15 protein-coding genes and 1 tRNA gene are annotated in these 15134 nt (G+C 42.7%); 2 read left to right on the forward strand and 14 right to left on the reverse strand.

Annotation, left to right across the window (positions count from 1 at the left end):
• The coding region (locus ABF86_RS08315) for a methane monooxygenase/ammonia monooxygenase subunit A (RefSeq protein ID WP_345889566.1) at positions 1-720 on the reverse strand (720 nt) is incomplete at its 3' end.
• 173 nt (positions 721-893) lie between these two features.
• Positions 894-1709 carry a methane monooxygenase/ammonia monooxygenase subunit C gene (locus tag ABF86_RS08320; RefSeq protein ID WP_011635098.1) on the reverse strand — a complete coding sequence of 272 codons (816 nt, stop codon included), beginning with the start codon at positions 1707-1709 and terminating at the stop codon, positions 894-896.
• Positions 1710-2140: 431 nt separating this feature from the next.
• On the opposite strand from ABF86_RS08320, the gene ABF86_RS08325 reads away from it, so the two are divergent.
• On the forward strand, positions 2141-3157 hold the full coding sequence (locus ABF86_RS08325) for an L-threonylcarbamoyladenylate synthase (protein ID WP_110332627.1): 1017 nt from the start codon (positions 2141-2143) through the stop codon (positions 3155-3157).
• A gap of 14 nt (positions 3158-3171) precedes the next feature.
• A complete protein-coding gene (locus ABF86_RS08330; RefSeq protein ID WP_074685638.1) occupies positions 3172-3915 on the forward strand; it encodes an HAD family hydrolase in 744 nt (247 codons plus the stop codon).
• Between the two features lie 45 nt (positions 3916-3960).
• On the opposite strand, the gene ABF86_RS08335 is transcribed toward ABF86_RS08330, so the two are convergent.
• The 12 genes from ABF86_RS08335 to ABF86_RS08390 form a co-directional block, all read right to left on the reverse strand.
• Entirely contained in the window at positions 3961-4941 is a 981-nt protein-coding gene (locus tag ABF86_RS08335; RefSeq protein ID WP_240142282.1) for a peptidoglycan DD-metalloendopeptidase family protein, read from the reverse strand.
• A gap of 127 nt (positions 4942-5068) precedes the next feature.
• Complete coding sequence (locus ABF86_RS08340; protein ID WP_011635313.1) at positions 5069-5737, reverse strand: protein-L-isoaspartate(D-aspartate) O-methyltransferase; 669 nt, start codon at positions 5735-5737, stop codon at positions 5069-5071.
• A gap of 190 nt (positions 5738-5927) precedes the next feature.
• Complete coding sequence (gene surE, locus ABF86_RS08345; RefSeq protein ID WP_011635314.1) at positions 5928-6671, reverse strand: 5'/3'-nucleotidase SurE; 744 nt, start codon at positions 6669-6671, stop codon at positions 5928-5930.
• Between the two features lie 162 nt (positions 6672-6833).
• Positions 6834-6910, reverse strand: a tRNA-Pro gene (locus ABF86_RS08350).
• Positions 6911-7229: 319 nt separating this feature from the next.
• Complete coding sequence (locus tag ABF86_RS08355) at positions 7230-7538, reverse strand: integration host factor subunit alpha (RefSeq protein WP_011635315.1); 309 nt, start codon at positions 7536-7538, stop codon at positions 7230-7232.
• A 212-nt stretch (positions 7539-7750) separates the two neighbouring features.
• Positions 7751-10129, reverse strand: coding sequence for a phenylalanine--tRNA ligase subunit beta (pheT, locus tag ABF86_RS08360; RefSeq protein WP_074685636.1), 2379 nt, complete (start codon positions 10127-10129; stop codon positions 7751-7753).
• Positions 10130-10147: 18 nt separating this feature from the next.
• Entirely contained in the window at positions 10148-11167 is a 1020-nt protein-coding gene (gene pheS / locus ABF86_RS08365; RefSeq protein WP_041353584.1) for a phenylalanine--tRNA ligase subunit alpha, read from the reverse strand.
• 87 nt (positions 11168-11254) lie between these two features.
• Positions 11255-11614 (reverse strand): 50S ribosomal protein L20, encoded by a 360-nt coding sequence (rplT, locus tag ABF86_RS08370; protein ID WP_011635318.1) that lies wholly within the window; start codon positions 11612-11614, stop codon positions 11255-11257.
• Positions 11615-11625: 11 nt separating this feature from the next.
• The gene (gene rpmI / locus ABF86_RS08375; protein WP_011635319.1) at positions 11626-11823 is read right to left on the reverse strand and encodes a 50S ribosomal protein L35; all 198 of its coding nucleotides are present in this window, start codon (positions 11821-11823) and stop codon (positions 11626-11628) included.
• Positions 11824-11988: 165 nt separating this feature from the next.
• Entirely contained in the window at positions 11989-12534 is a 546-nt protein-coding gene (gene infC / locus ABF86_RS08380; protein WP_074456457.1) for a translation initiation factor IF-3, read from the reverse strand.
• A 33-nt stretch (positions 12535-12567) separates the two neighbouring features.
• Positions 12568-14475: a threonine--tRNA ligase gene (thrS, locus tag ABF86_RS08385; RefSeq protein WP_011635321.1), complete on the reverse strand. Its 1908-nt coding sequence runs from the start codon at positions 14473-14475 to the stop codon at positions 12568-12570.
• A gap of 327 nt (positions 14476-14802) precedes the next feature.
• Positions 14803-15134: NapC/NirT family cytochrome c (locus ABF86_RS08390; protein ID WP_193565723.1), on the reverse strand; the 332-nt coding region annotated here is incomplete at its 5' end.

A 15134-nucleotide genomic window follows, 5' to 3' on the forward strand; every position in this document is an offset into this window, starting at 1 on the left:
TCCAAGATACCACCAGACTGCAAACATCAGCATGGATACAAACGCAGCGAAGAATGCCGCAATAACTGTGGTGTGACCACCAAAGGTACGTAATGAACCTTGTTCAATATGACGAACATACTCAGGTGTACCCGTACGAACATACAGGTGACCCATGTAGTCAGCCATCGACAACAGTGTTCCTTCTACAACGATTGGCAGATGGGTCGGGCCAAAGATTGGCCAGTTACCCGGGTAAAACATCAGGCCAAAGAATCCACCCCCAACCAATGCAGTCACCAACCAGTTACGTGTCAGATACATTGTGAAATCCAACATCAATGCACCCGGGAGCATGATACCTGGGGTTACAAAATTGAGTGGATAGTGTGACCACCAGTAGAAACCCCAGTAACGTGTCAGCCACTCACCTATCAGCAAACACACTACGCACAGAGTCGCACCAAATGGTTGACGGTAGTTGACCCACAGGTAATACATAATTGCCGAGCAATAGGTAATGCCCACAATAGGTGTTACTACAGGCCACCATTGACGATCTTTCCAGTCCATCCAGAAATCCCAGTCACCTGCCAACAACATGAAATGCATATGGTAGGTACCTACCAACAGAACAACCAGAATCGGAAAATAAACCGCATCAATCAGGCGTGACATATGGACCGCTTCCGGCGGCATCTTGGCCGCTTTCAGGATCTCTTCTGTTCTAAATATACTCACCCTATCCTCCCCTCTTATAATTTAAAATTAACATCACGATTCCTCTTTTTCTTTAAGGTACCGCATTCCGATTACCGGCCGGCTAAACGTTAATTGCTTAACGTCAGCCAGTCATTTCTTTTTCCATATACCCCTTGAAATGTAGTTTCCCAGATTTCAAGGGGTATTCCGGACTAAGCTACAACCCGGTTATTCAGAATTTCTTTGCTTTGATTATTCCAGACCACGTCAGTCAGGTTGGAATAACGGGTAATGATTTGGGCAGCAACTCCACCCTGGAATAATCCAGCCCAACCGAGCACTACAAAACCCCAATGCAGCGGTGCGCTGAACAGCTCTTCCATGAACCAGAAAGCATGACCCCATTCATTCAGACCAACGTTTGGCAGAATCATCAGAGGACCTGCAATCGCCATCACCAGCGGGAAAGAAATTCCACGATGAAACAGCGGCAGACGGGTCATTGCATACAGATAGGTTGCAACTCCGCAGACGATGTACATCGGAAATGATCCATAAAACACGACTACGTGACTTGGTGTAAAGCTGGTGTCACGAATAATCACCTGGTGCCAGGAGGCATCTTGCTCCGTAAAGAAGCTACCACCCCAGTAAACACCAAAAATGTATACACCCAGCCACATCATGTAGTAGAAGTAGCGTTTGATTTCCAGTTTCGGATCCAGGTTATTCAATTGCTCTTCTGTATCACGTGTTTTCCAGATCCAGCCCCAGGTTACCAGTGCAAACAGCGGCATAATGGCCATGTGTACACGCCACAGGCCCATCCATACACGGTCAAACTCTGGTTCCATTGAATCCATTCCGTGTGAATAGGCAAAGTAACGTTGATACCATACCCAGAATATCGCTACCAACAACATGGTTATTAAACCAAATTTATAAAATTTGGAGTCATACCACAGTGACATGTCATAGCCTCTTGATGAGACTGATGAGGCACTGCTCGTTCCTAACGTAGTTGCCATCTCTTTATCCTCCTTTACACCACATTTTGTTAAAACCAGTAATAAAAATTAGAATTTTTCATTACTGCCCATCGCAAATAACCACATTTAAATCACGGTCTTTGCTTGATTTTTGCCTCAGTATTTCTCATTTTGTTCCGGGAAGGCTTCTATACCCACACCAGATACATCCGAAAGGCTAGTCACCTTGGCTCTTTTAGTCAAGCATTTTTTATTCACACAACCACAAGGTTCAGTTAGTTAACACAAAATCAATTGATTACAACAATCTTCACAGCACCCCTCACAAAAACCAGATCATCCCTCAAAATAAAATAAACCATGAAAACTTTGTGGATATAGGTTTTTGCATCTGTCTGCGTGGATAATTTAAACTTACAAAATGTGGAATATATTCCTTCTATTGCGGTTATTCTTATTACATGTATTACATGTCCAAAACCCATAATCCAGTTCCTGACTTGGTAAACGAGCAAATTACTGCCGCCGTTGCAAGTTTACGTAAAGGTAATGTTATCGCTTTCCCAACAGAAACGGTTTATGGGCTGGGTGCGGATATTTCTCACCCCCAAGCAATCCAGAAGATATTTGATATCAAAGGCAGGCCTCCTGACCATCCACTCATAGTTCATTTTGCTAAGTCAGCCGAGCTCGAATTTTGGGCGGAAAATATACCTACAACAGCACTTATGCTGGCTAAACATTTCTGGCCTGGCCCATTAACCTTAGTCCTGCCCAAAAGCAGGCATATTCCACTTAGCGTTACAGGAGGGCAAGATACTGTAGGATTACGTGTTCCCAGTCACCCAGTTGCACTCAGGCTTTTAGAGGAGCTTGGCGGTTATAAAGCAATTGCCGCGCCCTCGGCCAATCGCTTCGGCTTTGTTAGCCCCACATCTGCTGACCATGTAAAGAAAGAATTTGGGGATCGTATTGATATAATTCTCGACGGCGGATCCTGCGAAGTAGGTCTTGAAAGTACAATCGTCAGTTGTATTGATAATGAAGTCGCGATACTGCGCCCTGGTGGAATTTCGGTTTTATCTATTGAAAATGTACTTAAGCAGAAGATTTTTGTTCGATCTCACGGTAATTCAATTCGGGCTCCAGGATCCTTGACATCACATTACGCAACCACAACACCACTTGAAATCTGCCATGGTGAATCTCTTTTTTTACGCTCTTCCATCCTTTTGCAGCAAGGAATACGCACAGCAGTTATAGTACGAAGCGTACGCGAAGATTTTGTTCAAGATGCAAATAACAAACTTCACTGTGTTTTTATGCCTAATGATCCGGTTAGGTTTGGAAGGGATTTATACGCGACTCTGCGTAGACTTGATAATGAAAATTTCCAACAAATTCTAGTTGAAGCACCGCCTGATAATTTAGAATGGCTAGCCGTTGCTGATCGATTAAATCGAGCCAGCTACTCATTTTATAAATAAATCTTAAAAAGACAATGGCTCTTTCAGCAGTCCTCTTTGACGTTGACGGTACTCTCGCAGATACTGAGCGGGATGGACACCGGCTCGCTTTTAATCAAGCCTTTAATGAACTTCAACTTGATTGGCAGTGGGATATAGATCTATACGGCGTCCTGCTCCAGATCACTGGTGGCAAGGAACGTATCCGCTTTTATCTAGAAAATTATGTGCCTTCATTCCTTGGCAGGAACGATCTCGATGAATGGATTACACAAATTCATAAAGTCAAAACCAGATATTTCCTTAATTTGCTGAAAGAAGGAAGAATACCGCTACGTCCCGGTATTAAGCGCCTATTAGATGAATTGCGAAAAAACAATATAAAAATTGCAATCGCCACAACTACAACGTACGAGAATGTCAGCACCTTACTTCAGTGCACACTTGGAGACGATGCTCTTTCCTGGTTCACTGTAATAGGCGCGGGAGATATTGTTCCAAAAAAAAAGCCTGCGCCAGATATTTATCATTGGGTACTTGGCCAACTTGGCCTGCCAGCCGAAGATTGTATTGCAATTGAAGATTCAGAAAATGGATTAAAATCCGCTACGGCTGCAGGAATTAAAACAATTATCACAACCAGCGAATATACTCGGCAGCAGGATTTTAATAATGCGGCTTTAGTCTTAGAAGACTTGGAAAATGTGATGATAGCCTCTCATAACGAGCCATTAAGTGTCCAAACGCTCATTAATCTAAACCGAAGAACTCCAATTTGATTTGATTTGATTTGATTTGATTTATATCTACTACATAGACAATAGCTATCGAACAGGCAAATAGCCAAGAGGATCTACAGGCTTACCCTTTTCACGAATTTCGAAATGAAGTTTTACCACGCCACCATCAGTATTACCCATTTCAGCAATTTTCTGTCCTTTAGAAACATTCTCCCCCTCATGCACAAAGATTTTACTGTTATGCCCATAAGCACTCAAATAACTATCATTATGCTTAATAATAATTAAGTTGCCATATCCGCGCAAACCGTTACCACTATAAACTACTGTCCCAGAAGCTGATGCCAGAACTGGTTGCTTAAAACTGCCACTTATTCCCACACCTTTTGATTTTTCAGAAAATCTGCTTATTATTTGTCCATCTGCCGGCCACCCCCAATTAATGCCACTCTTATTTGCACTCACACTTATTGATTGACCAGGATCGCTGTTACCTCCCCCTCCGACACTGCCAACTTGATAAGAATCTGAATTTTTTTCAGCTAATTTCTGGGCCGATACAGTTTTAGATTGATTATTCAGCTGATCACGAGCCGAATCCGAATAAGGCAGCAAAACCCCTTTTGGTTCTGTCTTGAAAGATTCAGATGCCTTCTCCCCAGTCTCAGAAAAACCAGGTTGATAGCCACCAGTTACTACACCCACATCCTCGGGTTGAGCTATTGAGTAAAGCGTAGGTTGAGAGGTAAGGCTTTCCTGTTGAGAAATTAATCCTTCTGCAGGAAGTGTCTGCAAATAAAGCTCTTGGCCAACCCGCAACTCCCTGGGATCTGTAATATTATTTATCCCAGCCAACTGATTAATATCCAAACCATGTCTGAGAGCAATACTATACAAAGTATCACCACTTTGCACTATGTAGGTTTTTCTATCTAAAAGACCTTTTGTAGCATTATTCCCTTCATCAGAATAACGACCAAGCTGTCGCTCAACGATTGGCGCGGGGTCAGGCTTTGAAACACAAGCACCCAAGGACAAGACAAGAAATAAAAGAATTATTTGCATGAACATAGATATTTAGCTCTACGCTATCCGCCACATTTAGATTAAATTGCTATAGAAAATAAGAAATTGAAAGTTTAAGATACAGCCAACAACATGACTGCCTCTATTCCTTGAAGATAAGTACTCCCTACCTGTTGATTGTCCCGGGAAGAATGGGCACAAACATTACCTCATCCAAGATCGTTTCAACAAAACCCTCGGTAGTATGATCAATTACACAAAGATACTGCTGCCTGTTTCCTTTCGGGAATACCATCCTGCCACCCATTGCCAATTGTTCCAAGAGCGTCTCTGGTATCTCTGGAATAACTGCAGTCATCATTATTCCATCGAATGGACCCGCCTCCAACAATCCACGCATTCCATCAGCATGTTTCAGGTAAATATTACGAATACCCAATTCACGCAATCGAATGCGAGTACGTGTCAACAAGGGACCTATCCGCTCAATTGAATAGACTTCATTCGCTATCTTGGCCAAAACAGCAGTCTGATAGCCGCACCCTGTTCCGATTTCCAGTACTTTTCTCAGCGAATTGTTCCCACCATTCCGCAGCAATTCACTCATACGGCCTACAATCCAGGGGCTGGAGATTGTTTGTCCGTAATTAATTGGCAATGCCACATCTTCATATGCCCGGGATGCCAATGCTTCTTCAACGAAAAGATGGCGTGGAATAGAACCCATTGCAGCCAATACCACCTCATCTCTAACACCTTGCTCCCTTAAACGCTCGACCATGCGAACCCTCGTTCGCGGCGAAGTCATGCCAATACCAGAATGGCGTACACTCACGCACCAACTCTCCTTTATTATTTCTTTCCAGCAAATAACCGGATCTGACTATTCCTACTATCTTTCATAAAAGAACCAGCCTGATAATACATCAAGGGAGAAGAAAATAACGAGAAGCCAACCCATTTCAAACAAATCCCAACTTCTTTCATTCCGAAAACACACTTATTAATTGAAATCACGGCAGCTATTAAAAAACCAGCCAGTTTTTGACATAACCAATCTGGTCGTAACGCGTCAAATCTATTTGCAAAGGTGTTATCGATACCCGGTTATTCTGAAGAGCATGGAAATCTGTTCCCTCACTCGCGTCTTGGGCCGCACCTGCAGCACCCACCCAATACACTGTTTCTCCTCGTGGAGTCTGGTATTTAATCACAGGCTCCGCTTTATGACGACGGCCTAAGCGTGTTACTTCTATCCCCTGCAATTCTTCATACGGTAAATCAGGAACATTTACGTTAAGCAGAATGGGGACATGAAACTTATTATCTATAAATCGTTTCACGAGATCTAAAACAATCTTTGCTGCAGTTGGAAAGTTACCACGTGACATACTTACTAAAGATACCGCAATTGAAGGTAATCCCAATAAAAAACCTTCGGTGGCGGCAGCCACAGTACCCGAATAAACCGTATCATCCCCCATGTTGGCACCATCATTGATTCCAGAGATCACCATATCGGGTAGTTCATCCAACATGCCAGTTACAGCAAGATGGACACAATCTGTCGGGGTACCGTTTACATAATAAAAACCATTGTGTGATTTATGTAAACTGAGGGGGCGATCCAATGTAAGCGAATTACTTGCTCCGCTACGATCACGCTCTGGTGCGACAACTGTTACATCTGCAATATCAGAAAGTATTTTTGCAAGATTAGCAATACCTGGCGCAAAATACCCATCATCATTACTGAGCAAAATGCGCATTTCTACACCCTTAAAAAATAAGTAATGTGATTAATCACCCCGCATTCTCAGAAATGACTAGCTGCTTATGCCGGATAGCAACCATATGATAGTCACAGATATATAAAACTTGATTTTTAACGGACTAACCTATAGTCGAAATGAGGAATATTTTTATAAAACTGGTCGGGGCGAGAGGATTTGAACCTCCGACCACTTGCACCCCATGCAAGTACGCTACCAGACTGCGCTACGCCCCGTATCGATTAATTATAACAAAACATACATCAATCCAATTGTTTGCGATATAGCAACACTACCTGTCTACCGATCAATTTAAACCGACTCTCCCTTGTCACATACTAGCTACAATCAAAGCTATAGCGCGAACAACTCTCGTAAACAGGAAAGAGCACTCCCTGATGCTAGCAATTGTATCGATCCCCATAGCTTCAATAAAATCTTACAGGGAAAACACATACTCCGGTTATACAGAATATGTATCCTGATTTGCTATACACATTTATCTTATTTACCACTCAAAACAATATATATTTATCAATATAAAAAAACGGAATGTTAATTTACGTTTGGTTCCCCACGATAGTTAGCTTCTACCATAGATTTAAGCTTCTGGCTTGCATGAAAAGTAACCACTCTTCGTGCTGAAATGGGAATTTCTTCACCAGTTTTGGGATTCCGCCCCGGCCGTTGTGGTTTAGTCCTCAATTGAAAGTTGCCAAAGCCTGAAAGTTTTACACCATCACCATTTTGGAGCGCTGTGCGCATTTCTTCATAAAAACACTCGACAATTTCTTTTGCTTCACGTTTATTCAGACCGATATTTTCAAATAATAAATCGGTTAGCTCTGCTTTGGTTAAAGCCATATATCCACCCTTAAGTTAGAAAACAGAGTAAATGTCTTGAACTAACACCAGGATTTGCCGGATTTGAGCAATCATAACGCACCAAGTGAAAGAGTGAAGACAATCGCTCATGATTTCGAAATACACGACAAATCTATACCGCGAAGAACTCAGGAAAAAAAACGTTCTTCCCACCAATTCAGCCGGCCAGTCTCAGCGGACAGAACTCCCAACTAGCCGCGTAGTGTTGCACCAAACTTTCGACCGAGAACATTGATCAGCCCATTTACTGCTTGATCGATTTCCTGATCTGTAAGGTTTTTTTCAGTACCTTGCAACAAAATACGGAAAGCAAGGCTCTTCTTCCCTTGCTCTAAATTTTCACCACTATATAAATCAAATAAAGATATCTCACTGACGCTTTTATCTTTTTCTGAGTTCATTGCTTCCAGTAACTTGGCCATACTTACCTCATTCTCTACCACCACCGCAATATCACGCCTTACTGGTGGAAATTTTGAGAGTACTTGCATCATCGGCAGCAAGTCACTAGCAAGAGCTTCTATTTGCAATTCAAATAGGATCGCAGATTGTGATAAATGATATTTTCTCTGCCAACGAGGATGAAGTTCTCCTATCCAGCCAATCGGACTCTTGTCAATCAGAATTCTGGCTGATTTTCCTGGATGTAATGCCGGATGAACAGCCGACTCGAAATCAATATTTCTTGGCCAGAATAAGGACTCAACATCCATTTTGACGTCATAAAAATCAACATCTCGATCCGTAACACCCCATTGCTCCGGATGCACATTCCCTGAACAAAGAACGGCCAGATTCTCTACCTCTTTTTCTTCATCATTATCCTTGCTGAAACAGGAACCTATCTCAAAAATCCTAACCCTACTTTGCTTGCGATTCAGATTAAATTGTAGATTGTTGATCAATCCGCCAAAAAGGCTGCTACGCATAACATCCATATGACTTGCAATTGGATTCTTCAGTTTTACCGGTAAGTTATTTCCGCAAAGATCTGCTTCCCACTGAGTGTCTACAAATGTGTAATTAATAACCTCCTGATAATCCCTTGCCACCAGAATTTGACGCAATCGCTTAACAGGCGCAATACCAATTTCTGGTTCCGTTAGCATATGTGCCGATGCCTTGGGCAACTGCGCGGGAATCAGGTCATATCCATGCATACGCGCAAGCTCTTCAATAAAATCTTCTTCGATGACTAAATCAAAGCGCGATGCAGGTGGCACTACATAAAACGTATCGCCGCTAACAGAGTGACCAAATTGTAATCTCCGGAAATATTCTGATATCAGTTCAATCCCAAAATCCACTCCCAGGATCTTTGCTATGCGCTTTTGACGAACCTCGACCGCATCTCGTCGCGGCAAATCGTTACTAACCTCTACTACTGGGCCTATTTTCCCCCCACATATATCCAAAACCAGCGCAGTGGCACGCTCAAGTGCATTACGCGTCATGGAGAAATCCACCCCTCGTTCGAATCGATGCGAGGAATCCGAGCTAAAACCCAATTTAAATGACTTGCCACTAATCGCAGCCGGCGAAAAAAAAGCACTCTCGATAAAAATATCCGTTGTGCCTCCCTCTACCTCACTTTCACTGCCACCCATGATGCCAGCCAATGCCAAAGGTTTGCTACTATCAGCTATGACTAACAGATCTTCTTGCAAATCAAGGCATTCACCGTTTAACAGTCGTAAGCGTTCATTTGCAACGGCATAGCGCACACGGATCTCCTGTTCTGCCCCTTTTTCAATCTTAGCAAGATCAAAAGCATGCATCGGCTGACCTGTTTCCAGCATGACATAGTTAATAATATCAACCACCGGATTAATCAGACGCAAACCAGCCCGCACCAAATACTGATTCATCCACAGAGGAGTTTGTGTGCTGGTGATGATACCTTTGACGATACGACCACAGTAAAGCGGGCAGGATTGAGGCTCTTCAACCCGGATTCGCAGAACATCTGCAATTTCAGGATTAACAGGTTTAATTTCTGGCAAATTGAGTTTGCCGGCAGTAATAGCAGCGACCTCGCGAGCAATACCGAACATCCCCAAGCAATCAGCTCGATTAGGCGTCAATTTCAGGGTAAAAATACTATCATCCAACCCGTCATATTCTCTAAAGCTGATACCTGCAGGCGCATCATCTGGAAGTTCAATAAGTCCGTCAGCCTCACTTTCCAACCCGAGTTCTCTTGCAGAACACAACATGCCAAAAGATTCCACACCGCGTATCTTACCTTGCCGTATATTCAATTCTGGCAGCCGTGCACCTATCAAGGCACATACGGTCTTCATTCCTTCTGTAACATTCTGTGCCCCACAAACGATTTGTAAAGGTTCATCAGAATAGTTTCCCACATCCACCTTACATACTCTTAGCCGATCGGCATTTGCATGTTTTTGAACAGACATCACCTCTGCGATGACCACTTTGTCAAAAAAAGGAGCAACCGGCACCACACTCTCAACTTCTAATCCAGCCATAGTCAACTTGTGTGCCAGCTCTTCATCAGAGCATTGGTAGTCAACCAATTTACGTAGCCAGTTCCCGGGAAATTTCATAACTACAAGTCTAGAGCATCAATTAAATTGTTTCAGAAAACGTAAGTCATTTTCAAAGAATAGACGCAGATCATTAACTCCATAACGCAACATAGTTAAACGTTCGACACCCAGCCCGAAAGCAAATCCAATATTTTCTTCACTATTCAAGCCAACATGATTCATGACATTAGGATGTACCATGCCGCATCCAAGCACCTCCAACCAACCAGTTTCACCGCAAACTCGACAACCTTTACCATTACACATTACACATGCAATGTCCATTTCAGCAGAAGGTTCGGTAAAAGGGAAAAAAGAGGGACGGAATCTTACTGATAAATTATCCTTTTCAAAGAAATTTCTCATAAATTCCACCAGCACGCCCTTTAATGCAGAGAAACTGACATTTTCATCTATCCACAGCCCCTCAACCTGATGGAACATTGGCGTATGAGTTACATCAGAATCACAGCGATACACCCGTCCAGGAGCAATAATCTTTATAGGTGGCTGGTGATTTTGCATATAGTGAATCTGCACCGGCGATGTATGTGTTCGCAACAGCTTCCCGCCTTCAATATAGAAAGTATCGTGCATAGCACGCGCAGGATGATTCTCGGCAATATTTAGTGCCGTAAAATTATAGAAATCTGTTTCGATTTCAGGGCCAGTTGCAATATCAAATCCAATCGAATGAAACAGCGACTCAATACGAGTTAGTGTTAGCGTAACCGGGTGCTCCCCCCCTAACCCGAATCCACGCCCAGGCAAAGACACATCCAAACTTTCCTCAGCCAGACGAGCCGACATATTTTTCTCATGAATTACATTTCGGCGTTCAGTCAAAGCATCTTCCAACAACTTTTTCGCCTGATTAATTCGCTCTCCCATTACCGGTCTTTCTTCCGGGGTCAGTTCCCTGAGTTTTTTCAGCAAAAGTGTAACTTCTCCTGCTTTACCCAGATATCGCGCCTTAATTTGCTCTAGGTCAACAACACTTTCCGCCTGATCAAATAATTTTATTGCGGTACTGACCAAATCTTCCAGATTATTCATGGCAATGAAATGATCCACTCATAAAAAAGGGAGGTCGAGCTAACATAGTGCAGACCTCCCCTGATAAATTTGTATACAAACTGTTTTTTAGTTTGCCAGGCTAGTTTTTACTTGATTGGTTATTTTTTCAAAGGCAGCTTTATCAAACACAGCCAAATCAGCCAACACTTTTCTATCAAGACCAATTCCTGATTTCTTGAGCCCATTCATAAAGGTGCTGTAAGTCATTCCTAACTCTCGCACTGCCGCATTGATGCGCGCAATCCACAAAGCCCGAAACTGTCGTTTTCTTTGACGTCGATCACGATAAGCATACTGCCCTGCCTTCATAACAGCCTGTTTTGCAATACGGTATATATTTTTCCGCCTACCGCGATATCCCTTTGCCAGCTTAAGTACTTTTTTATGTCGTGCCCTTGCCGTTACGCTTCGTTTTACTCTTGGCATTATCTATCTCCTCAGGCGTAAGGCAGCATTGCGCGTACAGATGCCACATCGCTTGCATGAACGACAGTCATACCTCTTAGTTGCCGCTTATTTTTAGTTGTTTTTTTAGTGAGAATATGTCGTTTAAACGCTTGCGAACGTTTTATACTTCCTCCCGCTCTTATTCTAAAGCGCTTTGCAGCACTTTTCTTAGTTTTCATTTTAGGCATAAAGCAACACTTCCTTTTTAATATGAACCAAGGTGTCTCTAATTAGAGAACTTTTAAAACCTTGATATCACTTATTTTAAATAAACCAGCAAGAACATATTTTACGGCAGCAAGATAATTCGCTACTTACTAAGTTACAGTTTCGTTTTTTGTATCCGCTTCCCGCTACTTATCAGATTTGGCCACCTTCACCTCTTTTTTTCTAGGCGCCAGAACCATCACCATCTGCCGTCCTTCCAATCTAGGAAACTGCTCAACAACGGCATGCTCCTCAAGTTCTTCTCTTACTCTTTCAAGCAGTCTAATACCAAATTCCTGATGCGCCATCTCCCTTCCACGGAACCGGAGTGTAACTTTAACCTTGTCGCCTTCATTTAAGAAATTGATTAAATTCCGCAGCTTAATACTATAATCACCCTCATCTGTATTGGGTCTGAGTTTAATCTCTTTTACCTGTATCTGTTTTTGCCTCAGCTTGGCATCGTGCTTCTTTTTGCTTTCCTGATAAAGATATTTTCCATAATCCATCAACCTGCAAACTGGAGGCTCCGCACTTGGTGCAATTTCTACAATATCTACACCAGACTCTTCAGCCAACTCTTTTGCTTCAGCTATTGGTACTATCCCCACCTGCTCACCGTTCACGCCAATCAATCTGACTTGTAGTGCCGTGATTTCATCATTAACCCTTACAGTCTTTTCTTGAGCTATGGTACCCTCCGTAAATCCATAAAAACCCCTTAATTACACTCTTTCGGCCATCTCTTTCCGAATTAAGGTAACAAAACCTTCAAGAGACATCGCCCCATGATCATGGTTTGATCGTCCTCTCACAGTAACAGTCTGATTTTCGACTTCCTTATCGCCAACCACTATTAAATAAGGCACTTTCTGCAAGCTATGTTCTCTGATTTTATAGCTTATTTTCTCATTTCTCAAGTCCGAGCTGACGCGAATATCATTTTGTTTGAGTTCATTTGTGATTGACTGAACATAATCAGCTTGATTTCTAGAAATATTAAGTACAACCACTTGATCAGGAGAAAGCCATACCGGCAAAGCGCCCGCATGATGCTCAATAAGAATTCCGATAAAACGCTCCATAGATCCTAAAATAGCTCTATGCAGCATTACTGGGATCTTTTTCGTATTATCTTCTGCGATATACCCTGCGCCTAATCTCGCTGGCATAGAGAAGTCAAGCTGCAAAGTTCCACATTGCCACTTACGTCCAAGGCTATCTTTCAATGTAAATTCTATTTTGGGGCCATAGAAAGCCCCTTCACCCGGTTGCAGCTCCCAGTTTAGTTCCTTTTGATTTAGAGCTGCAGCCAAGGCGGCCTCAGCTCTGTCCCATTGTTCTTCGGTTCCAACTCTCTGGGCTGGGCGGGTTGAAAGTTTTATCAAGTTTTCATGGAATCCAAAATCTATATACACCTGATTTAACAGATCAATGAATTTAGTTACTTCTTCCAGAACCTGGTCTTCCGTGCAAAAAATATGAGCATCATCCTGCGTAAATGAACGAACGCGCATAAGCCCATGTAAAGCACCAGACGCCTCATTTCGATGACATGAACCAAACTCTGCCAGTCGAAGCGGCAAATCACGATAGCTCCTTAACCCGTGATTAAATACCTGAACATGCCCCGGACAATTCATGGGTTTAATAGCGTAATGCCTACTCTCAGATTCCGTAATAAACATATTTTCTCGGAAATTTTCCCAATGTCCGGATTTTTCCCATAACGATATGTCCAGAACCTGAGGAGTACGAATCTCGACGTAACCATTCTTGGCCAGCACCTGCCGCATATATTGCTCTATTTGCTGCCATATAGCCCACCCTTTGGGATGCCAATACACCATTCCCGGAGCTTCTTCCTGCATGTGGAACAGATCAAGCTGTTTACCAAGTTTACGATGATCTCGTTTTTCTGCTTCTTCCAGGCGCCGAAGATAATTATTTTGCTCTTCGCTGCTTACCCACGCTGTTCCATATATTCTTTGCAGCATTTCATTTTTTGAGTCTCCACGCCAATAAGCACCTGCTATTTTCATCAACTTAAAGACTTTGATTCTTGATGTATACGGCACGTGCGGCCCGCGACATAAATCTGTGAAATCACCCTGAGAATAAAGTGAAACAGGCTCATCATTCGGAATAGATGCAATTATCTGAGCCTTATAGTGCTCGCCTAGATCCTTAAAAAAGCCAATTGCTTTTGAACGATCCCACACCTTGCGCTCTATCTTCAGATTTCTCCTGCTGATTTCTTGCATTCTCTTCTCTATGGCTGCCAGATCTTCTGGTGTAAAAGGCCGTTCATAAGAAAAATCATAATAAAACCCATCCTCTATAACCGGCCCGATGGTAACTTGCGCACTTGGAAATAATTCCTTTACTGCGTGTGCTAATAAGTGTGCACAAGAGTGACGAATGATTTCCAGACCTTCAGGATCCTTGTTTGTTATCAGCACCAGATCACTATCAATCTCTATCGGCTCCGATAAATCTACTAGCCTCCCATTCAACTTACCTGCCAATGCTACACGCGCAAGCCCGGGGCCAATTGACTCAGCAACATCAAGCACCGTCACGGGATAATCGAACACTTTGTCTGTGCCATCCGGCAAACGAACAACTGTCACTTATTTACCTCATCACTTGAACAAATATATATATTAAGCTAGCCATTCGCGAATTCAAGGTAATAAATTTTTGTGGTTTACCCATTTAATCAGCAAATACCGATCATCAGGTCTTACCATGAAAATCAGCTGAGAATATCTTGCATATTCCCGCTAAAAAATATTCTTGTCATCATTCCTACAGAGATAGTCTATTCACTCCTATTAAATCTCTGTTCCAATAGCTTAAGTTCATTTATGTCAATAAAAAACCCGCGAAGTTTTTAAGCTTAATCTCCGCGGGTCCTAGTTTACATCAATAAGATAGCGTGTTAATTACATTGCACTTTACTCATCATCACTATCGTCATCATGGTTGCTGGAGGAAGCGGAGTCGCTGTCGTCAGCTGTTTCAGTTTCTTCAACTTCCACCTCGACTTCTTCATCCTCGTCATCAACGTCATCGTCACCCTCTTCCGACTTTAATACCAGCTTGCCTGCAGCAAGACTTGCATTCAAATCTGTCATCGGCGCTTCTTCATGCACCAGATTCTGATGACAGTCTATGCAGGTTGCTCCTTCCGTTTCCATTTTCTTATGTTCCGCCTGAGCGCTTTCTCCCGGAGGAGCTGGTTTTACATGACAGGTACGGCAGGTAATGCTGTCCCATTTCTTGAGGT

This window comes from Nitrosomonas sp. GH22 (assembly GCF_009833115.1).
GTDB classification, from domain to species: Bacteria; Pseudomonadota; Gammaproteobacteria; order Burkholderiales; family Nitrosomonadaceae; genus Nitrosomonas; species Nitrosomonas eutropha.

Bases quoted from the DNA above. Each gene is read 5' to 3' on its own strand.
- ABF86_RS08320 (WP_011635098.1), bottom strand. From the start codon at position 1,709: ATGGCAACTACGTTAGGAACGAGCAGTGCCTCATCAGTCTCATCAAGA.
- ABF86_RS08325 (WP_110332627.1), top strand. From the start codon at position 2,141: ATGTCCAAAACCCATAATCCAGTTCCTGACTTGGTAAACGAGCAAATT.
- ABF86_RS08330 (WP_074685638.1), top strand. From the start codon at position 3,172: ATGGCTCTTTCAGCAGTCCTCTTTGACGTTGACGGTACTCTCGCAGAT.
- ABF86_RS08335 (WP_240142282.1), bottom strand. From the start codon at position 4,941: ATGCAAATAATTCTTTTATTTCTTGTCTTGTCCTTGGGTGCTTGTGTT.
- surE (WP_011635314.1), bottom strand. From the start codon at position 6,671: ATGCGCATTTTGCTCAGTAATGATGATGGGTATTTTGCGCCAGGTATT.
- ABF86_RS08355 (WP_011635315.1), bottom strand. From the start codon at position 7,538: ATGGCTTTAACCAAAGCAGAGCTAACCGATTTATTATTTGAAAATATC.
- pheT (WP_074685636.1), bottom strand. From the start codon at position 10,129: ATGAAATTTCCCGGGAACTGGCTACGTAAATTGGTTGACTACCAATGC.
- pheS (WP_041353584.1), bottom strand. From the start codon at position 11,167: ATGAATAATCTGGAAGATTTGGTCAGTACCGCAATAAAATTATTTGAT.
- rplT (WP_011635318.1), bottom strand. From the start codon at position 11,614: ATGCCAAGAGTAAAACGAAGCGTAACGGCAAGGGCACGACATAAAAAA.
- rpmI (WP_011635319.1), bottom strand. From the start codon at position 11,823: ATGCCTAAAATGAAAACTAAGAAAAGTGCTGCAAAGCGCTTTAGAATA.